Raw genomic sequence first — 22,526 nt, 5'->3', positions numbered from 1 at the left:
TCGTTTAGCCTACTACTGTAGTACTTGCACTCGTCTGCCTTGTACCACTTTTAATATTGATTGACTATATCATTAAGGTGCATGACTGCCTGTCTTTAAGCCATCATCTATATGCTGATCAGCCGTATCAAATTCAGCACCATAGCTCTTAGGCAAGATAGTATCCAATAAGATAGCAACCACACCAGACATCGTTACCGCTGAGCCAAAGATATTGCGGAACATCTGCGGCATTTGTGCAAACACATCAGGGACAAAGGCGACGCCCAAACCCAGACCCAGTGAGGTGGCGATAATTAATACATTACGATGAGTGAAGTTGACTGTCGCTAGAATACGAATACCTGCAGTCGCTACGGTCGCAAACATCAGTAGCGTCACCCCGCCAACGACTGGCTTTGGCAGCTGAGTAAAAATAGCACCAAGAAAAGGAAACAGACCCATAACAAATAAAATGCCTGCTACAAAAAAACCGACATAACGGCTGGCGATACCGGTCATCTGAATGACCCCGTTATTTTGGCTAAAAGTCGTCACAGGAAAGCTATTAAATACCCCAGCGATGGCGGAGTTGACACCATCGCCTAATACTCCGCCCTTGATACGTTTTTCGTATAGCGGGCCTTTGATCGGTTCACCTGAGATCATCGAGGTTGCAGTGAGATCTCCTGAGGTCTCGATACTGGTAATGATGTACATAAAGGCGATTGGAATAAAGGCCTGCCAGTCAAAACCAAAACCGAACTTGAACGGAACAGGCACGGTAAAGAGAGGGGCTTCAGCGACCAACGAGAAGTCGATACGGCCCATAAACATAGCGACAGCCAAACCCAGCATCAGTCCAATGAAAATAGCGCTTGAGCGAATGACTTTATTATTGACGATACTGATCAGTACGACGCTGACCAAGACCCCGCCGCCAAGCATAAGGTTAGGAATGCTACCAAAATCTTCTGCACCCACTCCGCCTGCTAGATCAGTCAGACCTACCTTAGTCAGCGACAGACCAATGGTCACAATAACGCAGCCGGTCACAATCGGACTCATAAGCGACTTGAGCTTAGTGATGAACTGACTCAAAAATATCTCGACAAAAGCACCAAGAAAGGTCACCCCGAAGATAACTGAGAGAATCTCCTCAGGACTACCGCCGCGGTTTTTGACCACAAACCCTGCTGCTAGTACTGCGGCTAAGAAGCCAAAACTAGTGCCTTGTAGCGCCATAAGTCCAGAACCAACGGGACCGACTTTGCGTGTCTGGATGAAGGTGGCGACGCCAGATACCATCAGTGCCATACTAATCAGGTAGGGGATGTGCTCCCCTAGACCTAAAGCACCGCCGATGATTAACGAGGGCGTAATCACCCCAACAAAGGCGGCTAGTACATGCTGTACTGCGCCCAAAAATGCTTTTCCCGCGGCAGGGCGATCGTGCAGTCCATACAGTAAGTCTGGATTTCCTTGCGTCTGTACAGTCGTTTCACTCATGATAACTTCCTTTTATATGACCTTTGCAGTCCTTTGGAATAAAGAGTAGTACTTGTCCATATGCTAATAAACCAATAAATCAAGAATAATTGTTTAGTTACTCTATCGAACCTTAATGACATAACCTGACCATTTAGTCAGCTATCTGTAGGATATAGTGAAAGGGTTCATTATTGCAACGCTTTTTTAGCCTAAAAGCGGCAATTATTAACAATAAACGCTGCTAGTAAACTTAGTGACGAGCTTATTTCTATATCAAAGCTTTAATTCATTGTTGCCAAATTATAAATACTTCGCTATTATACTTTCCGAAATGTTAATGATAATAATTATCGTTAACATTATTATAGAGGGTAGTGGATAGTTATAGCAGTTGAGCTGCGAATGAGATACATCATTCGTTAACAGCCGATCAAAAATGCGGCTTTGCTGTTTTATACATCGTTCACTAACTTTTGGGCATAGATTTGGCAGTTAAATTAAGTGAGTATTTTATGGGCGTAGTAACGTTTTCAAGTCGATTATCGGTTTTATCTATAGGGGTAGCCACAGCGCTATTTTCACAAATGGCTAATGCTGCAGAAGACATGCCAAGTACTACGCTACAGACCATTACGGTAACGGCAAACACCTCAGTACGTGAAAATGTACAAGAAGACTCAGTCTATATCGACAACTATACGCCCGCAGCGCAGGCAAGCCACTTAAGCGATTTTTTAGATGTGATACCTGGAGTCGAGGTCGGTGGCACCTCAACGGTGAATCAGCGTATCAGAGTGCGTGGTCTTGACGATACCAATCTTAAAGTCACCGTCGATGGCGCGCGTCAAGAGGGTGCCCTCTTTTATCATATGGGCGATGTCACTCTTGATCCTGACTTGCTAAAACAAGCTGAGGTAGCGGTCGGTAATAACTCAGTCACGCTGGGTAACGATGCCTTAGGCGGCGCGGTCGCGTTTGAAACGGTCGATGCTGCAGATTTATTAAAGCCCGGTCAAAAGATCGGCGCAAAACTAAAGGCAGGTTATGCCAGTAATAATGATGAGCTACTTACGTCAGCGACTGTGTATGGTGCGCCAACAGACAATATCGACCTATTGGCTTATTATGGCAAGCGCGATACCGACTCTGGTGAAGATGGCGACGGCCGTGAGCTTTATGAGGACAGTGAGAGCGAAAACATCTTATTAAAAGCAGGCGCGTATATTGGTGACGATCATCATGTCGGTGCAAGCTTCAGCCGTACCGAAAAAGAAGGTGTTTTCCCTTATCGACCAGATTTTCCAAGTTTTCCTAACAGTCGTGGTCCTGATGTCATCCCACAAGAAATAAAGCGCGATACTTATACGCTCGATCATAACTTTAATCCAGCAAACTCACTCATTGACGTTGATACCACCGTTTATCAAACAGAAACGCAGATTCTGCGTGATTCTGAAGACGTAGGCAACTTTGATTTTGATGCAAAAGTAAAAACCACAGGTGTTAAGATTGAAAATACCAGTGTTATTGACACAAATAGCGGTCGTCATAAGCTAATCGCAGGCGCTGAGTACTACGAAAAAGAATCTGAGATGGCACGTGATGGTTCTGCAACTGCGAATGATGATGCCAATAACACCTCAGTCTATCTAGAAGACCAATGGCAAATGGGCAAACTAACGCTGACACCAGGTGTACGCTACGACCGCTATGAGTCTCCTGAATTTGTGGCGGGCGGTTCTACTTATGACAATGTGGTTGGCGCGTTTGCTGCAAGCTACGAGGTTGCGCCGCGTACCCAAGTGTTTGCCAGCTATACCCAGCTGTTTAATGGTCCAGATTTAGGCCCAACTGTCTTTAACAGCAATGGCGAGGGTATTTATGTCAATGATGACCTTAAGCCAGAAGAAGGCTATAACTCTGAGGTAGGTGTGACCACCACGCTACGCGATCTAACCATTGCTGATGATGCGCTACAATTGAGTGCAAAATACTTTAGATCCAATATCGAGAACTATCAGCAGTTTATGCGTACAGGTAGTCGCCCTGGTAGATTTGGGATTGACTGTGAGACCGGCGCGATAGGCGGTGACTGTCAAGGTATGTTCAACAGTGATGAAGACTATAAAATAGATGGTGTTGAGCTGGCTGCTAACTACACTACTCGTGACTTTGGTATGGGGCTGAGCTACTCACGTGCTCGTAGCGAAGGCGATAAGACAGGCAATAGTATCCCATCAGTAAGTGGCAGTGGTGCTGACTCAGGCGATCGCTACATGGTGAACTTAGATTATGCAGCTAATGATATGGTTGATTTGGGCTGGCGCAGTACTTATGTAGCATCTATTACTGATAATCAAGGTGAGACTAAGCCAAGCTATGATGTGCACGATGTGTATGTGAACTATTCACCACGTCAGCTCGAGAATGTCAAAGCCACCGTTGGGGTTTATAACCTGTTTGATGAGACTTATGCCAGTCACGCTTCACGCTTAAATACGGCTGATGCTACGGCTACAGATTTTGAGATGGGTCGTAATATCAAAACCTCTTTGACCTATCAATTCTAAAAGTCGTTAACTCTAAAATCTATCAGCTCTGACTGCATAATCGTAGTGTGACTGATGAAAAATAAAAAGCCAGCTGTCTGACGAGGAGAGCTGGCTTTTCTTATCGTAATTTTAGACCTCACCAAGATGGTTGTATGACTGTGCTACTGGTATAAATTTTCTTTGCGTGCTGCTTACACAGAGGCTGCACAAAATTCATCCCAGTAGCACTGTATCGTTTTTAAAGTGGGTTAACTAGACAGCTAAAAGGATAAAAAATGACCAAACCTAATCCAAGAGTATTAGAAGTAAAAGGCGTATTCGTTGAGCCTGCATCGGCGGCTTCAATCGGCGGTGCAATCCGTGATATTAAAGCAGGTAAAATCGCTGAAGGTTCGGTGATCGTTTGCACAGTGACGGGTAATGGTCTAAAAGATCCTGACACTGCGATCAAACAATGTGCCGATGCCGTGATGCTCACCATCAATGCCACATTGGATGATGTCAGAACATCAATCCTATCAAATATGGAAAAATAATTTTTCATGCTTTGCTCAGAAGAAAATACTTAAAAAGCCAACCAACTGCGGTTGGTTTTTTTTATTGCATCGTGCAGAATATAAACTGTATAAGAATAATTCCTATTTACAAACAATTTGATACAGTTTGATTTGTTTTGGTGCAAAATCAATAAATCGCCCAATATTTGTGCAATACAATAATGCTTCAAAGTTGGTTTTGTAAGTTATTGCAGTTTTATTGCAAAGAAATAAGATAAAACAGTAACTTAATAAAGTTGGCACGCCCTTTGCAATTTCAATAACAAGTTCAGAGTCAAATCATTTCGATTTGAACATTTGTAATAAACAGCTTGGGGGAATACCAACATGAACTTTAAACTTTCTACATTAGTGGCTGCATCTTTACTCACTTGTGCAAGTGGCTTGACTATGGCAGCTGAAAGCGATGTATCATTCTCTGGTACTGCAGCAATGACTTCAGATTACCGCTATCGTGGTATGACACAAACTGAAAGCGACCCTGCCGTTCAAGTTGGTTATGGATTAACCCATAGCTCTGGCTTATACGCAGGTGTCTGGGGCTCGAATGTCGGCTTTGGTAGCTCATTAGAGCTCGATCCATATGTAGGTTATAGCACTGAACTTGGCTCTTTGGCGTCTAAACCAGTTTTAGATGTCGGTTTATTGTACTACGGCTATCCAAGTGCTTCTGATTTGAATTGGCTTGAGCTGTATGCACGTCTAGGTTTTGCAGACACCATCACTGTTGGTGACAGTTTGCTTGCAAGCGTGAATTTCACTAATGATTTTTTTGGCTTAGATACTGATGCATGGTATTTAAACCTGACTTATAGCATGCCATTGAGCGCATCTTTCGGTGGTGTAGCAAGCTTAGGTTATACCACTGCTGACGATTATGATTTCAGTGATAACGCTAGTGGCGATGATAACTACATCGACTGGAAAGTTGGTGTGACTTACAGCTTTGCTTCTGTTGAAGACCTGTCAGCTGAGCTTGCTGCTGTCGGCACAAATATTGACGCCGACACCAACCCGTACAAACGTGGTGTAGAGACTGGTGCTGTATTTACAATTACTAAAGCATTCTAAGTTGTAAATAGCATAGGCTAGAAAATTAGCCTTGCGATAAAAAAATCCTGTCTTACTTCAAGGCAGGATTTTTTTATGGAGAATTGGTTCTAAATACGTCTTGGCATGTTAAATGCTTAATATTTATATCGAATAAAGATTGTTTGAATAGATTAAAAAGAAGGGGCTGTCCTAGATAAATAAAATTATTTAGGATAGTACTATGAGAAAGAGTAAACTAAGTTGGTATAAACAAAACAGACTCATCGAGTTATTTGTTGCCGGTTCTACCGCCAGAACAGCAGCAAGCTTAGTTAGTGTTAATAAAACGACAGCCAGTTATTACTTTCATAGGCTAAGACTGCTTATTTACGAGAATAGCCAAGACCCTGGTCTATTTGAAGGCGAAATCGAAGTAGACGAATCATACTTTGGTGGCACTCGTAAAGGCAAGCGAGGGCGAGGTGCTGGTAGCAAAGTGCCCGTGTTTGGTCTACTAAAGCGTAATGGCAAGGTCTACGCTTGTATTATACCCAATGCTAAAGCAGATACTTTGATCCCAATCATAAGAGAAAAAGTGAAGCCTGATAGCATTGTTTATACTGACTCATTTAAAAGCTATAACGCATTAGATGTCAGTGAGTTTACTCATTATCGTATTAACCACTCCAAAACCTTTGTTAATGACAAGAATCACATTAATAGTATAGAGAACTTTTGGAACCAAGATAAACGGCATCTACGCAAGTTTAACGGAGTTCCAAAAGAGCATTTTCACCTCTATTTAAAGGAATGTGAGTGGCGTTTTAATCACAGTGACCCAAAGTCGCAATTACTACAATTAAAACAATGGGTTAAACAGGGTTTGAACTAGTTATCTAGGACAGCCCCATAATAAATGATGAAACAGCTATAAAGTCTGAGCCATAGCTGCAACTTTAGACCAATATAATATAGCGCTTATCAACGCTTAGTTGGCTTTAGTAAAAGCGTCTTTGATCGTGGTTAGATCCTGCATCCATTGGTGGTAGCCGCCGAAAGCAAGATAGGAGTCTGGGCTCAGATAAACCACTTGATCTTTGCTCCAAGCATTGGTTTGGGCGACCAGCGGATTGTCTAAGACTGCTTTGGCACCCACGCTGTCTTCACCGATAGCGGCGCTACGATCGACGACGAATAGCCAATCAGGGTTGGTCTTTTGTAGATATTCAAAAGAGATCGGCTGACCATGAGGACCGTCTTTGATTTGATCGTCAGCGATCGGCACATTGACGACATTATGAATAAAGCCATAGCGTGAGTCAGCGCCATAGACAGACATTTTATTGCCATTGACCATCACCACCAGACCGGTGCCACTGTCTTTGGTGACCGCTTTGGTCTCTGTGATTAGGCTGTCGATATCGTTTTGTAGTTTGGCCGCTTGCGCGCTTTTACCAAATAGTGCACCTAAATCATGCAGGCGCTGTTTGCTGGACTCATAGATATTAGCCGTATCAATAGTCATATCTAAGGTTGGAGCGATGCTTGAGAGCGCATCGTATTTTTCCGCCATACGCGAACCGACCAAGATAGCTTGTGGCTGCATGGCGTTTAGGGCCTCAAGATCAGGCTCAAATACCGTACCCACCTGTTCAGGATCAGGCTGAGTCTCTGAATGCAAGTTGTCTAAAGGCAGGTCACTTGGCACCCCAGCGACAGCGATATCAAGCGCTGCCAAGTCTTGCAGCAACGTCATGTCATAGACTACAAGCGGCGCGGGATTAATCGGTAGGCTGACATCGCCTCGTACGGTATCTACTTCGATAGTTTTGACTGAGACTGCGTCATTATCTGCGACATTGGAGGCCGCGTCAGCGGTGTGGTTTTCGACTTTGGTATCATCAGTTTCACTAGTGTTAGAGGAGCAGCCTGTCAAACTGATACTGACCAGTAGCGCGGCCGTCACAGTCGCTAGCAGTGGACGTTTAAATATAGAAGTTTGAGCAGTAATATTATTATTAGACATAAAAGACTCGGAATATCGTGATAGTTAAGATGCAGCTTATAGGACTATAAAAGTTATCAGCCAATAGAAAATAAAAAAGAGCCCGCCTGACACCAATAAAAAAGCGCTAAAGCACTGCTCGTTAATCAAGAACCAAATAGAATGCCCTTGATTTAATAGGTTAATGACTGGACGTTTTGCAATTAACTGCTAAGAAGTATGAATAGACGCTCATGATAAAGTAACTCAGAAATTTTATCAATGATAATGATTGTCATTTGTATCATAGTTTGTATCTATGACTATGCAGTGGCAATTTGAGTGAAGTGCTGAACGTCGGTAATTGCAGATAGATAAAGACGGGGCTTTATACAAGGCAGTCGCTCGGATAACAACAGCGAGTTCTTGAATCACATAGAAGAGAGTTTTCTTTGCAGATAACTCGTGGACAAACCACTCAATAAGTAGCCATTAAAAAAACAGGCTACCGATATAGACCAATAAGCTTAGTATTAGAAATATCACTAGTATAAGAATAAAGAATATGAGAATAATAAGGCTGACCTCCAACCGTACTTATTGAGGTTTTGTGCTCTGTCTTTTTTACCACCCATACCCAAAGGGTGTATAAAAAGGAGTGTAACCAAAACGGCCTCCATAGCCAAACGGATAAGGCGAGCGCAGATAGTCCAAATCACGCTGACGGATATAGTAATAGCGTCCTTGCGCATAAGCCTCTTCTAGCTTCTCTATTCCTTCAAGCGGACAGACGGGCTGCCAATCATAGCCCTCACGGCCAAGCTTATACGCATTAAGCTCAGTACAGTAGTTTTTTAGGCCTTGCTGGCGACCTTGCTCCCATAGTACTCGATTGGGCGTAGCGCCAATCACGCTTGCACATTGATTGGCATATTGACCAAAGTAAGCGCCTGAGCGTCCACGTAAGCCGTCGGCGTAGCCCACTTCTTGCCAGTTACTGGTTTGGCACTGCTGCGGGGTAAGGCTTTGCGTAGTGGCACAGCCAGATAAGGTTAAAACCGCCGCAGTGATGAGAGAGACAGCAGCACTAGCTTTGCCAAGTGTCTTCACTGATAACAAAGGCGCCGACGACGAAGCTGACTGGCATTTTGTTAGATAAGGCATCATAAACTTTCTCACTTGAACGAGTCATAATATAGGTTATGATAGCAGCTTTTATTATACTAGCTATCGAGGTTGTGTTAGAGATAGGTATGTTTTTATGAACTAAGTTTATGATTTTTAAAGCATAATATGATTGAAGTCATCTCAATGAGCTAAGCAATATTAGTAGCCTATAGATAGCTAAGCTTGATTTTTTAACTTTCGTACTTATTATGAGTAGCACCTATTACTGTCAGGCGTCGCAAGTAACGGTCGCCTGTACTATCTTCAACAGTCCCTAATCAAAAAAGGCAGAATTTATGGGAATATGGATTGCTATCCTTATTGTACTTTTTGTATTAGGGAGTATGATGGCGCTCAAGCCTAACGGTATCGATCAGCGTTTGGATAAACTACGCATGACTGCGCGGCGCTTACAGCTCAACCCAAAGCTTGTGACTTGTCCTGAATGGCTTCCCGGCCGCGATGAGGAGTATGGCCGCGGTATGATGGGGCAGTATTGTTTGGTACTAGACAATGTGCAGCTGCCGCATACACGCTATCGAGTGATAGACGGGCAGTGGCGTCCCGATAGTCGTTTCGTTGATGAGAGTGTTGATGCGGTCGCGCTTAATATTCCAAGCGCTATTCGTAATCATGCTGGCAGTCAAAACAACACTATCAAAAAGACGAATTTTGGCTTAGATAAGACGCCCTTAGATCTACCTGTGGGCATTGAACCTTTTGTTAAGGGCCTATGGACTAAGGCCAATAGCATCATTATATATTGGGAAGATGTCTCCTACGTGCGGCCTATGACCAATCCAAGCTACCGCGCCCAAATGATCGAAGAGGACTTACTCGCTCTAAAATCGAAGCTTGAAGAGTGGGCAGAGCAGATAAAAAAGCCAGCATCTCGTACTAATAGTGCGGATAATGATATAAGAGTTACGGCTGATAATTATACTCATTAACAGCACACTCATAGCAAACTAACTGTTTTTGATAGTGCAAATGACTGTCCAAAAAACAGTCAGTTTATTAAGCACTTTATTTAATAAGTTGACATTTTAACGCTTAGCAGTGTAACTTCCTTATAGGCTTGATCTTATTTTATTGATATTTACCAGTTATTTTACATTTTATAACTATTTTTTTATAACCGTTTTGTAGGCAGCGCTTAAGATAATTTCATTTGTAGGTATAAAAAGCTTGGCTGCCAATTCCTATTTTATTTTTACCCTTTATTATGGTGTCGTCAAATATGGCAAAAACCACAACAAAAAAAACAACGAAGTCTGCTACTAGCGAAACCAAACCTAGCAAAGCCGCCGCAAAGACTACCGCTACCAAAACGACGAAAGCGAAGGCTACTAAAGCAGCTAGTGTCAAGGCTACTAAAACGACCACTGCCAGTGCAGGCTCTAAAGGCAAGTCGCTGGTGATTGTCGAGTCACCAGCCAAAGCCAAAACGATTAATAAGTACTTGGGCTCAGACTTTGTGGTGCGCTCGAGTATTGGTCATGTGCGTGACCTTCCTGTAGGCGCTAGCAAAGGCACCAAAAAAGCTGCTGCTAATAAAGATGAGAGCTTATCTAAAGAAGAAAAGGCGCAGCAAGCGCTTGTCCGCCGTATGGGTATCGATCCAGAGCACGATTGGGCGGCGGTCTATGAAGTACTGCCTAATAAAACTAAAGTGATTAAAGAGCTAAAATCTCTAGCCAAAGACGCTGACAAAATCTATCTGGCAACGGATATGGATAGAGAGGGGGAGGCCATTGCTTGGCACCTCAAAGAAGTCATCGGCGGCGCGGATAGTAAATATGAGCGCGTGGTGTTTAACGAGATTACCAAAAACGCCATTCAAAATGCCTTTAAGCAGCCATCCAAACTCGATATCGATCGCGTCAATGCTCAGCAAGCCAGACGTTTTTTGGATCGCGTCGTCGGCTTTATGGTCTCGCCAATTCTTTGGCAAAAAGTCGCTCGCGGTCTATCCGCAGGACGCGTACAGTCCGTGGCGATGCGCTTAGTCGTGGAGCGTGAGCATGAAATTCGCGCTTTTATCCCCGAAGAGTATTGGCAGATTCATGCCGATACTCACGTTGCTGACGATAAAAAAACCAGCAAAAAAGAGGGCGATGAAAATGGCATACGCTTAGAAGCGACTAAACAAAACGACAAAACGCTAAAGCTTGTCAATAAAGAGCAGACGGATAAAGTTCTACAAGTCCTCAAAGACAACGACTTTATCGTTAAACAGCGTGAAGAAAAACCCACTCAGTCGCGTCCTAGCGCACCCTTTATCACCTCAACTTTGCAGCAAGCAGCCAGTACGCGTCTAGGGTTTTCGGTCAAAAAGACCATGATCTTAGCGCAGCGCTTGTATGAAGCCGGTCATATTACTTATATGCGTACCGATTCGACGTTCTTGTCAGGAGACGCTTTAGCAGGGGCGCGCGGCTTTATCGAAGACAGCTATGGGCAAAAGTACGTACCCGAAAAGCCAAACTTCTACGGTAACAAACAAAACGCGCAAGAGGCGCACGAAGCGATTCGTCCCTCGAATGTCAACATGAAATCGACGCAATTAAAAGGCGTTGAGCGTGATGCTATTCGTCTATATGAGCTGATTTGGCGGCAGTTTGTGGCTTGTCAGATGACGCCTGCTAAGTATCTATCAGTCAATCTTTTGGTAGAGGCGGGTAATGTTGAGCTAAAAGCGCGCGGCCGTACGATGACTTTTGATGGCTATACTCGTGTTATGCCGCCGGCCAAAACTGATGATACGCTGCTCCCTGATGTCAAAAAAGGCGATAAGCTCACCCTAGATAAGCTCGATCCGAGCCAACACTTTACCAAGCCGCCACCGCGCTATACTGAGGCAAGTCTGGTCAAAGAGCTTGAGAAAAAAGGTATCGGTCGTCCCTCGACTTATGCTTCTATCATCTCGACCATTCAAGATCGCGGCTATGTCAAGCTTGAAAACAAGCGTCTATTTGCCGAAAAGATGGGCGATATCGTCACTGATAGATTGACCGACAGCTTCCCTGACTTGATGGATTATACCTTTACCGCGGCGCTCGAGGACAAGCTTGATCATGTTGCTGAAGGTGATAGCGACTGGAAAGATGTACTAGATAACTTCTATGTTGATTTTAAGCATAAAGTCGAGCATGCCAAAGACAAAGACGGTATGCGTCCAAACGATCCCACCGATGTGCCCGATGTGCACTGCCATATATGTGATCGCCCTATGCAATTACGTACCGGCTCTACAGGTGTATTCTTAGGCTGCACGGGTTATAACTTACCGCCAAAAGAGCGCTGTAAAGGCACTAAGAACCTCATGCCAGTTGAAGCGTTTGCCAGTCTTGACGATGGCGACACAGATGATGAGGCCGCTGAAGTCAAAGACTTGATGGAGAAAAAACGCTGCCCGAAATGTGGTACTGCGATGAATGGCTATATCGTCGATGGCGGTCTCAAGTTGCACGTTTGCGGTAATAACCCAGACTGCGATGGCTATATTTTAGAAGAAGGTAAGTTTGAAGTCCCTGGCTCTGATGCGCCAACCATTGATTGCAACAAGTGTGATGGGCAGATGGAGCTTAAGACTGGACGCTTCGGGCCTTACTTTGCTTGTCAAAACTGCGACAACACCCGTAAAGTATTAAAGACTGGCGAGCCTGCGCCGCCGCGTATGGATCCTATTCATCTGCCGGATCTTAAGTCCACTAAGCACGATGATTATTTTATCTTGCGTGAGGGGGCAGCTGGTATGTTCTTAGCTGCGTCTAAGTTCCCAAAAGTGCGCGAGACACGTGCGCCGAAACTCGCTGAGCTGCGTCCTATTCAAGATAAAATGGATGATAAGTTCCAGTATTTATTTGAAGGGCCCGATGAAGATCCAGATGGTAACCCGACTATTTTGCGCTGGTCACGTAAGAAAAAAGAGCAATACATCGGCTCCGAGAAAAACGGCAAGGCCACGCGTTGGGGCGTCTACTGGCGTAAAGGCGAGTGGGTAGAAGAATAGTAATATAGCCAGTTTGAAGTAAAACGGTTATAAACTGGGGCGCTACTGGTATAAATTGTGCTTGCGTGCTGTTATCACAGATGCTGCGCAAAATTCATCCCAGCAGCGCCATGTCATTTTTAAAAGGTATCGATTATATCTTTTGTTCACTCTAATAGTTATTAAACGCCATAAAAAAACCTCTTAGCCGGCTAAGAGGTTTTTGTTATTCATAATATAAAGTCTTATATTAGCAAGTCTTATCTTAGACAGTACCGATGATACCACAAGCTACGCGCGCACCTGAGTCACCTGAAGGCTGACTCGTATAATCATCAACGCCGCCATGAACGATAAAGGCTAAGCGATTGACACTGTATTTACCCGTTTTTGTAGCTGCTATCTTTTTACTGACGTAGTTTATTGTGGCTACGCCATCTTCGTTAGCGGTTAAGTTTGGCAAGTCACCCGCGTGACCATTCATGTCGTCTGGGTTTGAGTGCGGGTTATTGTCAGGATTGAAATGTCCACCTGCCGCTTTACCCATGTTGGCACAACTACCAGTCTCATGAATGTGTAATGATACAGTCTTACCTGGCTGCAAGTTCATCAGCTTACCATAGACTTGTACGCCGCTCTCTACTGGACGCAAATAGACTTGACCTATTTCGCGATTGCTTGCATCGGTAGTTTTAATCACCGACTGTAGCGTAGGTTGATCGATAGGATTACCCGTTTGCAATTGGCCTTCGACCGTTTGACAACCGGTTACCGCTAGAGCTGAACCACATAATAGGGCACTTGTAAGCATTAACTTATTCATTATTCTCTCCCATTGTAATTATTTTGTTTTTTGAATTTGGTACAACATGCGTTGATGTCAAAAACAGTATAGCGAGAGAGTATCGACAACTATTGGGCAAAAGCGCAACAATCGGTTAATAAATGTAAGTTATTAGCGTAGAGTTTTAATAAGCCCATGGCTTTGTATTTAATCTATTTATCGATAAGGGCGCTGTTTTTCCAAATTAAAGTCTCACCGGTAGCCATTACTTGAGTAAGTAAATAATAAGGTAAGCTTGGATTGTCAATATTGCTATTTGCAAGCTGTGTTAAGGTGAGCTGACTACGACTTGATTGCTCAAGCGCTCTGATCTTGTCTTCTGCCGCCTCGCGTTTAGGGCCGCAGCCCATCATGGTTTGTGGCCCTGAGCCGATCAGTAGAATATGGTCAGGCGTTAAAGTATAAGGGCCACCGACACCATTACAGTCAGAGCTAAAGCCGACGTGATACTCATCATTAAACCTATAACCAAAATTAGCCACTACTGGAAAGCCGGGACGACTGAGCTCTGTAATCGTCTGATTGTCGCTATCAGTTGCGCTGACCAGTCGCCATCGATAATGCCCCAATAACTCGTAAGTAATAGGCAGATCTGCAATAGGTTCAGTGCCTTTTGGCGCTTTTGTGATTGTAGGAGCAGGAGCCTTATTGAGGATTTGACAGCCAAGCAAAGCTGTTACAGAAAATACTATGATTAAAACTGTAACCTGCAATTTTTTTATGAGATGCGTCATCAACTTTATCCTTAAGTTTTTTTGTTCAGAGGTCTACTTTATTCACGTGACTTTTTTTGTCGTTCTGCCAAATAAGCGTTCCGCTCGTTTTTTTAAAACCATTACGGCTGATCAAACAAACATTTGCCTAAAATATAGCACAGCTTTGAACCAAAGTAGGTTATAAAATCGCAGGCATAAAAAAGCCGCTTACTCTAAAGTAAACGGATCTCGTTAAGTAGAACTTTGATAGTTATCGCTTAGCTATGTAGTGACTTTTTTGAAGTTGTATCTACTACTGCTTTGGCAGGCTTTAGCGGTTTTGGCATACTGACTAATGCTGCTTTGAGCACTTCATCGATAGTCGCTACCGGCTGAATGGTTAGACCCTCTTTAACATTGTCAGGAATATCCGCCAAATCGCGCTCGTTAGTCGCTGGAATCAACACGTGCTTGATACCACCGCGATGCGCCGCTAGTAGCTTCTCTTTAAGACCACCGATACGCAGGATTTTACCGCGTAGGGTAATCTCACCCGTCATCGCAATATCAGGACGGATAGCGATACCGGTGATGGCTGAGACTAGCGCTGTGGTCAATGCACCGCCAGCTGAAGGCCCATCTTTTGGCGTTGCACCCTCTGGCATATGCACGTGAACGTCAGTAGTTTTAAAGGTTTCATAATCGATACCTAAGCTATCACCGCGTGCTCGTACCACGCTCATTGCGGCACGAATCGACTCTTTCATCACGTCACCGAGAGAGCCTGTAAAGGCCAGCTCACCTTTACCTTTCATCGCTACCGCTTCGATAGTGAGGAGCTCACCGCCAACTTGTGTCCAAGCAAGGCCAGTGACCCGGCCGATCTCAGCGTCTTTTTCAGCAAGACCATAGTCATACTGATGCACGCCAAGGTAGTCATTGATATTGCTATCATCGACAACTACGAGCTCACGATCATCTTTTTTCGGAGCACGCGCGCCATGATTCTCAACCGAACCGCGAACCACTTTACGGCAGATCTTATTGACTTCACGCTCAAGGTTACGCACACCCGCCTCTCGCGTATAGCTACGCACGATACTATGCAGTGCCGCTTCGACAATTTCAATCTCACCGTCTTTTAGACCGTTTTGCTTAATCGCTTTTGGCACAAGATACTTCTGGGCGATATTGACCTTTTCTTCTTCGGTATATCCCGGCAGACGAATGACTTCCATACGGTCTAAGAGCGCAGGCGGGATATCCATACTGTTGGCCGTACAGATAAACATCACTTGTGAGAGATCCAAGTCCATATCTAGGTAATGATCATTGAAGCTATCATTCTGTGATGGATCGAGCACTTCAAGCAAGGCTGAAGCTGGATCACCACGGAAGTCTTGCGCCATCTTATCGACTTCATCTAATAAGAATAGCGGGTTTTTGACTTCTACTTTTGCCAGTGACTGTACGATTTTACCCGGCATCGCACCGATATAAGTGCGGCGATGACCGCGGATTTCCGCTTCATCACGCACGCCGCCGAGTGCCATACGTACGAACTTACGACCGGTTGCCCGCGCGATAGATTCACCCAATGACGTTTTACCGACACCAGGAGGACCTACCAGACACAGAATCGGACCACGAAGCTTTTTCACTCGCGACTGCACGGCGAGGTACTCTAAGATGCGATCTTTGACATCTTGCAAGCCATAGTGATCTTCATCGAGGACATTTTTGGCTTTATCTAAATTGATCGATACTTTGCTCGTGGCATTCCACGGCGTGTCTAATATCCACTCAATGTAGTTACGCACCACTGAAGACTCACTAGATGCAGGCGGCATCATTTTTAGCTTCTTCAGCTCTTGCTCCGCTTTTTTGCGCACGTCTTCTGGCAGATCTGCCTCTTCTAAGCGCTGTTCAAGCTCGCTGACATCGTCCTCACCATCGAACGCGCCGTCATTCATCTCTGACAGCTCGTTCTTTATGGCTTTCATCTTCTCGTTTAAGAAGTACTCGCGCTGATTGTCTTCCATTTGCTGACGCACGGCATCTTGAATATCTTGTTCGATATTCTGCTCAGCGCTTTGCTTAACCAGATACTCGGTTAAAGTATTGATATGCGCTTTGAGATCGTCCTTTTCTAAGAACGATTGCTTCACGTCCAAATCCATCGAAACCCGAGTAGAGATAAAATAGATGAGCTCTAATAAGTCATCGATACGCTTGGCCACGCGAGTCAGCTCTCGTGCGTTACGCAGACGTGCTTCGGCATAAGCTTCAAACAAGCCAGTCAGCGCTTTGATAGTGTTTTTTTGTTGGCTATCATCGAGCTTAACCTCAAGATCAGCGCGCTCAAAAGTTGCCATCAAGACGTCGTCTTGGCTGTCTGCATGGTTTTCTATAGCATCAACGCGGGCACGATATTGGCCTTCGATCAGCACCTTGATGCAGTTTTCATCGCTATCATGCGGCATCGTGCTGACGATGCGGCAAACCGTACCATACTGATAGAGGTTATCTTGGTCGATATCTTCGGTCAGCGAGTCTTTTTGTGCGACGACGAGTACTTTATCGCCATATTCTGCTTGCGCAAGCTCCACCGCTTTGACCGACGGCGTGCGACCTACAAATAGGGCGATTTGCATGTGCGGATAGACAACCACATCACGTAGTGCCAATAGTGGCAAATGATTGTCTGAGCCATTATCGGCAGTGTTTTTATCAACATTTTGTTCATCAGTATCAGGCGTTGCTGCTGACACATCGATGTCGATATTGTCTTTATCAATATTATAGTCAGTCATATATTCATTCCTTATTCACTAGACTTGTTCAGTCAAGTTAGTGTTTCATGATAGATAAATGGTGTTCTTAGATTAAATTACAAGGCTTATCCTTTAATGCACTACAAATAAGGGCAAGGAAAATGATAACGCGACTTTTGGCTTTAAGACGTGCTTTTAACTCTATTCTGAGCTTTGTCTAGGTATCAGGCTATCGGGTTTTGCGCATAGGCTTTATCGTTAGAATCAGGTAAAATAGCGCCCGTCTTATAGATAGGTTGATTTTGAATTTTTTGATGAGACGACAAGTAATATTGAGGCTAAATAGGGGCAAAGAGTATGACCATTAATGCGGTGCTACTAGCGGTAGTGATTATGCTTGGGCTGTCACTGGCGCGAGTCCATGTGGTACTCAGTTTGCTCATCGGTGCTATAGCGGGCGGCTTGCTCGCCGGTTTAGGTATCACCGCAACTTTAGAAGCCTTTCAAGAAGGCATCCAAAACGGGGCAGGTATTGCCCTCTCTTATGCATTATTAGGTGCTTTTGCGGTAGCGATTGCGCATTCAGGATTGCCGCAGTCTTTGGCAGGGGCGGTCATTAAGCGTATTGATGCGGGCGGTACCAGTCTCATGATTAAGTACACGCTATTTGCAGGCCTTGTGATGATGAGCTGTTTTAGCCAAAACCTCATTCCCATTCACATTGCCTTTATACCGCTGCTCGTGCCGCCGCTATTGCTCGCCTTTAATCGTATGCAGATAGATCGCCGACTTATTGCTTGTCTGATTACCTTTGGCCTTGTCACCACTTATATGTTTATCCCGTATGGCTTTGGTGATATTTATCTCAACCAAATTATGCTCAAAAACGTCGGTGAAGCCGGTATCGATATTAGCGATATCTCCGTCACTAAGGCGATGGCGATTCCAGCGCTCGGTATGTTTCTTGGCCTTTTGACTGCGGTGTTTATCAGCTATCGTAAGCCGCGCCAGTATCAGCAATTAACGATAGATAAAGACGCTCGCGATGTTGTGATCGATAAAGAGTCCATTAGCGATAATTTGAGTCAAACTGCCACACGTGCGCCCATGCAAGGCAAACTTAAAACGCTTATCGCGCTAGCGGCTATTGTTACCGCTTTTGTGGTGCAGCTGTATACCGACTCGCTGCTCTTAGGCTCGATGTTTGGTTTTGCGGTATTTATGGCGACTGGTGTGGTCAAATGGCGTGAAGCCGATAGCGTGTTTAACGACGGTATCAAGCTGATGGCGATGATTGGCTTTATTATGATTACCGCGCAAGGTTTTGCTGAGGTGATGAAAGCGACAGGGGAGATTGCGCCGCTGATTGATGGTGCGACTAACTTGTTTGCAGGAAATAAAGCGATCGCTGCATTTGTCATGCTAGGGATTGGTTTAGTAGTCACCATGGGTATTGGCTCGTCGTTCTCGACCATTCCGATTGTGGCGGCGATCTATGTACCGCTATGTATATCACTAGGATTTTCACCACTAGCAACCGTCGCTATTATTGGTACGGCTGGCGCGTTAGGTGATGCTGGCTCGCCCGCGTCCGACTCGACGCTTGGGCCAACGTCTGGTCTAAACGTTGATGGTCAACATGACCATATCAGAGATAGCGTGATACCAACCTTTATTCATTACAATATACCGCTACTGGCGTTTGGTTGGATAGCCGCGATGGTGCTTTAATTCATAATCTAAACTTTGGCAATAGATATAAAAAAGGCGAGTGATTTGATCATCATTCGCCTTTTTTGATTTTTTATAAAGGTTTAATTTACATTTTTCAGTCTGCTGTTCGATGTAAGTCATTTTTCACTGTTATTATCACCCTCATCAAAATCCTCATCAAAATCCCCAATCTCACCATTCAAACTGCTCAAAAACGCATCGCTTTGCGCTAGCAGCTCATTCAAACGCGCCTCATTAATAACGCTTGATAGCTCATCAGAGTCAAAGTTTTGTTCTTGACTGTAATAAAGCATTTCCCTAGCGTCATCATTACCTAGTGTTTGTAAGTAGCTGTCAACCGTATCGGCGCTAGAGGTTTCTAGTTCAGACTCATCAATATGAGTGGGTTTAAACCACCTTATGCCGTTTGGCGTAATTAAGCCATCTAATGGCACATCCCACGGCTGACGCGCTAATTGTTCAACCACTTGAAAGTCATAACACCAGCCAATTTTTAATGGTTTCTTGACCCCTGAGCGATAGCTTTTGCCAAGCGTCGTATCATAAAAACCACCACCCATGCCCATACGATTGCCTTGTTTATCTACCGCTACGAGTGGACAGATGATGACGTCCAGTTCTGTTGCCCATAACAAATGCCGATGTCGGTTTTGCGGCATCCCTAAACGATGAATATAGGTCGGTACGTTGATAAGTTTTGAGTGATAAATAGGCACAAAGCGCAAGCGTTTATCGTCGTCTCCTTTATTGTCACGACCGAGCGAGCCGACCACTGGCAGATATGCCCGGTAGCCTGAGCGCTGACACCAGTCCAGTAGCGGCTGAGTAGGAAGCTCACCAAAGCCATCATAATATAAGCCAATACGCGCACGCGGAGGCAAGCGCTGTTGCAATTTAACCAAGTACAAACTTGCCATGCGTGCGTATTGTCTGCGCTCACCATCTGTTAGTTGGCGGCGCAGGCGAGTAAACTGACGTCTAGGTGGATTGGTTATCATAATAGTATTTGCAGTATTGGTTAAAAAGATATGTGGCGATCAATCACTTTTACTTAGTATCTATTTGTTCAGTGTCTAGTTGTTCAGTGTCTAGTAAGTATAAATACTCGCATCGGCTTGGAGAAATTTATGATAAGCCATGCTATCATAACCTCACTTTACAGCCTATTTTCCTTATGTGCAGCTTTAGTTGCACTTTTTATGATAAACCATTTATTAACTACTAATAAAAGAGGATCGTTATGTCACAAAATCAGGCCACCCGTACCGAAAAAGACACCATGGGCAATGTCGAAGTCCCAGCAGACGCTTATTGGGGCGCGCAAACCCAGCGTAGCCGTGAGAACTTCAAGATTGGCGGTGAGACCTTGCCGCGTCCGATGATTGAAGCGATGGCATTAGTCAAAAAGGCCGCTGCGATTACTAATGCTAGCCTAGAGCGTATCGAAGGCGATAAGCGTGATCTTATCGTGCAAGCCGCTGACGAAGTCATCAACGGCGGTCTTACCGATCAGTTTCCATTAGTCGTTTGGCAGACGGGTTCGGGTACACAGTCGAACATGAACATGAACGAAGTGCTTGCTAACCGTGCCAATGAAATCGCAGGCTCTGAGCGTGGCACTTACGCACCGATTCATCCTAACGATCACGTCAATCACGCTCAGTCTACTAATGACAGCTTCCCAACGGCGATTCGTGTCGCTGCTGCGCGTCAGATCAATAGCCTACTTGTCCCAGCGGTCAAAGCGCTACGTGATACCTTAGATAAAAAGTCCAAAGAGTTCGATAGTATCGTCAAAATCGGTCGTACGCACTTGCAAGACGCCACACCATTGACGCTAGGTCAAGAGTTTAGCGGCTATGTCAGCCAGCTTGACCATGCACTCACGCGTATCGACAACGCACTACAAGGCTTATATGAGTTACCACTCGGCGGTACAGCGGTTGGCACGGGTCTAAACGCTCATCCTGATTATGCGGTAAAATCAGCGGAGCAATTAGCTGAGCTAACAGGCTTGCCATTTGTCACATCCCCAAATAAATTTGAAGCACTAGCTGCTCGTGATGCCGAAGTATTTGCTTCTGGCGCACTCAAAACCCTAGCAGGTAGCTTAAACAAAATCGCTAACGACGTACGCTGGCTCGCCTCAGGTCCTCGCTGTGGTCTCGGCGAATTGACGATTCCAGAGAACGAGCCAGGCTCTTCTATCATGCCAGGTAAAGTGAACCCAACCCAGTCAGAAGCGATGACTATGGTTGTGGCACAAGTCATGGGTAACGACACGACTATCAGCATGGCGGGCGCGTCAGGTAACTTTGAGCTCAACGTTTATAAGCCCGTGATTGCCTTTAACTTACTACAGTCCATCCAATTATTAGGCGATGCGTGCAATAGCTTCAATGACAACTGTGCGGTGGGTATCGAGCCTGTTAAAGAAAAAATCGATGACTTCTTGCATAATTCGCTCATGCTTGTGACCGCATTGAACCGTCATGTCGGTTATGAAAATGCAGCGAAAATCGCTAAGACGGCGTATAAAGAAAACAAAACGCTCAAGCAAGTCGCCGTTGAGCTTGATCTCATGAGTGAAGCGCAGTTCGATGAGTGGGTCACTCCTGCCGATATGGTGCATCCTAAGTAAGTTATCTCATACTTTCTTAGAAAAAAAGACCTTGTCATGTGGCAAGGTCTTTTTTTTAAGGTCGTTAGATCTATAAAGTCTCTCAGAAGGAAACGATGTTAATTTAGATTTCTTTCGCGAATGATTTAAAATTTATAGAGTAGGCTGAATGTTTCTAAAAATAGCAATCGGTGTAATCCCAAACGAACTTTTAGGTCGTCCAGCTAAACTTTTGAGTTCATTAACAAAAACCTTAATCATATCTTGAAGTTCAGAGTCATTTTCACCTTCATAAACAACATCATCATTAGGTAAAGCATCTAATATTCCAAGTAGATACCATTCGCCCGCCATAAACTCGCCATGTTTAAAGTTTATATCATGTGTTGGTGTAGATAATTCATCTCTATTCAAAGTCATCCAAACTTCTTCAACACTTTCGTCTGACTCTACTATGAAGCGGCTTTGAATAGCGAAAGGGACGTTCCTTATAAAATCAATTAGATCTTTTTTTATTTTTTCAAGATTTTTAGCTTGCTCTCTATCTTCTTTTTTATTCGAAGTTCGAAGTTCTCTTGAATGAAAATTTAAAGCGGGTTCTACAATAGCACTCAACATATTCACATCTACAATGCCAAGTTTTCCCTTTAATAAAACCAATCGTCCAAGATTAGATTCACAGAGTACTTTACTGACAAAACCTAGCTCATCTAGCTTATTGATCATTTCTCTTGGCATGGTGTCAATAGCGTTATAAAAACGTTCTCCACCGCTTTGAGCTTGTTCACTAGAGCCTAACCTTCCACCCGTCACTGTAGGTACACCTACGGTTGCCTCCATAGTTTTACCGTCTGTAATACCATGAGTTTCTTTGTAAGATTCAATTGAACCATTGCCGTTTAGCTGAGCGTAAAAAGAGCTAATCTTCTTATTATCTAAGTAAAAAAAGTCAAAGAGTGATTCTATGAGTAGTGGTTCTGACTCCACGGTCTAATTCCTTTTTATTCGAATTTTTATGTTTGTTAAATCTGGATAATGAATTATTAAGCATGTCGAAATAGCTGCTAGTAGCATCTGTTATAACATCTGAGGGCTTATGATCC

At 44.3% G+C, this 22,526-nt stretch carries 15 protein-coding genes and 1 pseudogene; 8 read left to right on the top strand and 8 right to left on the bottom strand.

The window, feature by feature from the left end; translation table 11 throughout:
• Positions 1-72 precede the first annotated feature (72 nt).
• Complete coding sequence (locus tag JMY03_RS04255) at positions 73-1,488, bottom strand: uracil-xanthine permease family protein (protein WP_025644009.1); 1,416 nt, start codon at positions 1,486-1,488, stop codon at positions 73-75.
• Positions 1,489-1,982: 494 nt separating this feature from the next.
• On the opposite strand from JMY03_RS04255, the gene JMY03_RS04250 reads away from it, so the two are divergent.
• From JMY03_RS04250 to JMY03_RS04235, 4 genes and pseudogenes are all read left to right on the top strand, one after another.
• On the top strand, positions 1,983-4,040 hold the full coding sequence (locus JMY03_RS04250; protein WP_201601352.1) for a TonB-dependent receptor domain-containing protein: 2,058 nt from the start codon (positions 1,983-1,985) through the stop codon (positions 4,038-4,040).
• Positions 4,041-4,330: 290 nt separating this feature from the next.
• Positions 4,331-4,558, top strand: a pseudogene (locus tag JMY03_RS04245) (threonine synthase); the annotation flags it as partial.
• Positions 4,559-4,906: 348 nt separating this feature from the next.
• A complete protein-coding gene (locus JMY03_RS04240; protein WP_201601350.1) occupies positions 4,907-5,650 on the top strand; it encodes a TorF family putative porin in 744 nt (247 codons plus the stop codon).
• Between the two features lie 202 nt (positions 5,651-5,852).
• Complete coding sequence (locus JMY03_RS04235) at positions 5,853-6,503, top strand: IS1595-like element ISPssp3 family transposase (RefSeq protein ID WP_201601348.1); 651 nt, start codon at positions 5,853-5,855, stop codon at positions 6,501-6,503.
• 96 nt (positions 6,504-6,599) lie between these two features.
• Here JMY03_RS04235 and JMY03_RS04230 read toward each other — a convergent pair whose 3' ends face one another.
• Positions 6,600-7,637: a siderophore ABC transporter substrate-binding protein gene (locus tag JMY03_RS04230; RefSeq protein WP_201601346.1), complete on the bottom strand. Its 1,038-nt coding sequence runs from the start codon at positions 7,635-7,637 to the stop codon at positions 6,600-6,602.
• 582 nt (positions 7,638-8,219) lie between these two features.
• On the bottom strand, positions 8,220-8,762 hold the full coding sequence (locus tag JMY03_RS04225) for a DUF2799 domain-containing protein (RefSeq protein WP_227675477.1): 543 nt from the start codon (positions 8,760-8,762) through the stop codon (positions 8,220-8,222).
• A gap of 296 nt (positions 8,763-9,058) precedes the next feature.
• On the opposite strand from JMY03_RS04225, the gene JMY03_RS04220 reads away from it, so the two are divergent.
• The gene (locus JMY03_RS04220; RefSeq protein ID WP_201601343.1) at positions 9,059-9,712 is read left to right on the top strand and encodes a hypothetical protein; all 654 of its coding nucleotides are present in this window, start codon (positions 9,059-9,061) and stop codon (positions 9,710-9,712) included.
• Positions 9,713-10,002: 290 nt separating this feature from the next.
• Positions 10,003-12,777 (top strand): type I DNA topoisomerase, encoded by a 2,775-nt coding sequence (topA, locus tag JMY03_RS04215; protein ID WP_227675476.1) that lies wholly within the window; start codon positions 10,003-10,005, stop codon positions 12,775-12,777.
• A gap of 244 nt (positions 12,778-13,021) precedes the next feature.
• Here topA and JMY03_RS04210 read toward each other — a convergent pair whose 3' ends face one another.
• The 3 genes from JMY03_RS04210 to lon all read right to left on the bottom strand — a co-directional run bounded on the left by JMY03_RS04210 (position 13,022) and on the right by lon (position 16,949).
• Positions 13,022-13,579, bottom strand: a complete 558-nt coding sequence (locus tag JMY03_RS04210; protein ID WP_201601340.1) for a superoxide dismutase family protein — start codon at positions 13,577-13,579, stop codon at positions 13,022-13,024.
• A gap of 173 nt (positions 13,580-13,752) precedes the next feature.
• Positions 13,753-14,334, bottom strand: a complete 582-nt coding sequence (locus JMY03_RS04205) for an META domain-containing protein (RefSeq protein WP_201601336.1) — start codon at positions 14,332-14,334, stop codon at positions 13,753-13,755.
• Positions 14,335-14,573: 239 nt separating this feature from the next.
• Complete coding sequence (gene lon / locus JMY03_RS04200) at positions 14,574-16,949, bottom strand: endopeptidase La (protein WP_390879999.1); 2,376 nt, start codon at positions 16,947-16,949, stop codon at positions 14,574-14,576.
• Between the two features lie 477 nt (positions 16,950-17,426).
• On the opposite strand from lon, the gene JMY03_RS04195 reads away from it, so the two are divergent.
• Positions 17,427-18,800 (top strand): Na+/H+ antiporter family protein, encoded by a 1,374-nt coding sequence (locus tag JMY03_RS04195; protein WP_201601333.1) that lies wholly within the window; start codon positions 17,427-17,429, stop codon positions 18,798-18,800.
• Positions 18,801-18,919: 119 nt separating this feature from the next.
• Here JMY03_RS04195 and JMY03_RS04185 read toward each other — a convergent pair whose 3' ends face one another.
• Entirely contained in the window at positions 18,920-19,801 is an 882-nt protein-coding gene (locus tag JMY03_RS04185) for a 5-formyltetrahydrofolate cyclo-ligase (RefSeq protein WP_227675474.1), read from the bottom strand.
• 242 nt (positions 19,802-20,043) lie between these two features.
• On the opposite strand from JMY03_RS04185, the gene fumC reads away from it, so the two are divergent.
• A complete protein-coding gene (gene fumC, locus JMY03_RS04180; protein ID WP_201601331.1) occupies positions 20,044-21,444 on the top strand; it encodes a class II fumarate hydratase in 1,401 nt (466 codons plus the stop codon).
• 132 nt (positions 21,445-21,576) lie between these two features.
• Here fumC and JMY03_RS04175 read toward each other — a convergent pair whose 3' ends face one another.
• Positions 21,577-22,410, bottom strand: coding sequence for a DUF6414 family protein (locus JMY03_RS04175; RefSeq protein ID WP_201601329.1), 834 nt, complete (start codon positions 22,408-22,410; stop codon positions 21,577-21,579).
• Positions 22,411-22,526 lie beyond the last annotated feature (116 nt).

Source organism: Psychrobacter submarinus, assembly GCF_904846685.1.
Lineage (GTDB): Bacteria > Pseudomonadota > Gammaproteobacteria > Pseudomonadales > Moraxellaceae > Psychrobacter > Psychrobacter submarinus.
Note: the sequence above shows the minus strand (reverse complement) of the source record. Positions and strands in the feature narration are given on the sequence as shown.

What these genes read in the sequence shown, in the direction of transcription:
- JMY03_RS04255 (WP_025644009.1), bottom strand. Translation starts at nt 1,488, where the DNA reads ATGAGTGAAACGACTGTACAGACGCAAGGAAATCCAGACTTACTGTAT.
- JMY03_RS04250 (WP_201601352.1), top strand. Translation starts at nt 1,983, where the DNA reads ATGGGCGTAGTAACGTTTTCAAGTCGATTATCGGTTTTATCTATAGGG.
- JMY03_RS04240 (WP_201601350.1), top strand. Translation starts at nt 4,907, where the DNA reads ATGAACTTTAAACTTTCTACATTAGTGGCTGCATCTTTACTCACTTGT.
- JMY03_RS04235 (WP_201601348.1), top strand. Translation starts at nt 5,853, where the DNA reads ATGAGAAAGAGTAAACTAAGTTGGTATAAACAAAACAGACTCATCGAG.
- JMY03_RS04230 (WP_201601346.1), bottom strand. Translation starts at nt 7,637, where the DNA reads ATGTCTAATAATAATATTACTGCTCAAACTTCTATATTTAAACGTCCA.
- JMY03_RS04225 (WP_227675477.1), bottom strand. Translation starts at nt 8,762, where the DNA reads ATGATGCCTTATCTAACAAAATGCCAGTCAGCTTCGTCGTCGGCGCCT.
- JMY03_RS04220 (WP_201601343.1), top strand. Translation starts at nt 9,059, where the DNA reads ATGGGAATATGGATTGCTATCCTTATTGTACTTTTTGTATTAGGGAGT.
- topA (WP_227675476.1), top strand. Translation starts at nt 10,003, where the DNA reads ATGGCAAAAACCACAACAAAAAAAACAACGAAGTCTGCTACTAGCGAA.
- JMY03_RS04210 (WP_201601340.1), bottom strand. Translation starts at nt 13,579, where the DNA reads ATGAATAAGTTAATGCTTACAAGTGCCCTATTATGTGGTTCAGCTCTA.
- JMY03_RS04205 (WP_201601336.1), bottom strand. Translation starts at nt 14,334, where the DNA reads ATGACGCATCTCATAAAAAAATTGCAGGTTACAGTTTTAATCATAGTA.
- lon (WP_390879999.1), bottom strand. Translation starts at nt 16,949, where the DNA reads ATGCAAATCGCCCTATTTGTAGGTCGCACGCCGTCGGTCAAAGCGGTG.
- JMY03_RS04195 (WP_201601333.1), top strand. Translation starts at nt 17,427, where the DNA reads ATGACCATTAATGCGGTGCTACTAGCGGTAGTGATTATGCTTGGGCTG.
- JMY03_RS04185 (WP_227675474.1), bottom strand. Translation starts at nt 19,801, where the DNA reads ATGATAACCAATCCACCTAGACGTCAGTTTACTCGCCTGCGCCGCCAA.
- fumC (WP_201601331.1), top strand. Translation starts at nt 20,044, where the DNA reads ATGTCACAAAATCAGGCCACCCGTACCGAAAAAGACACCATGGGCAAT.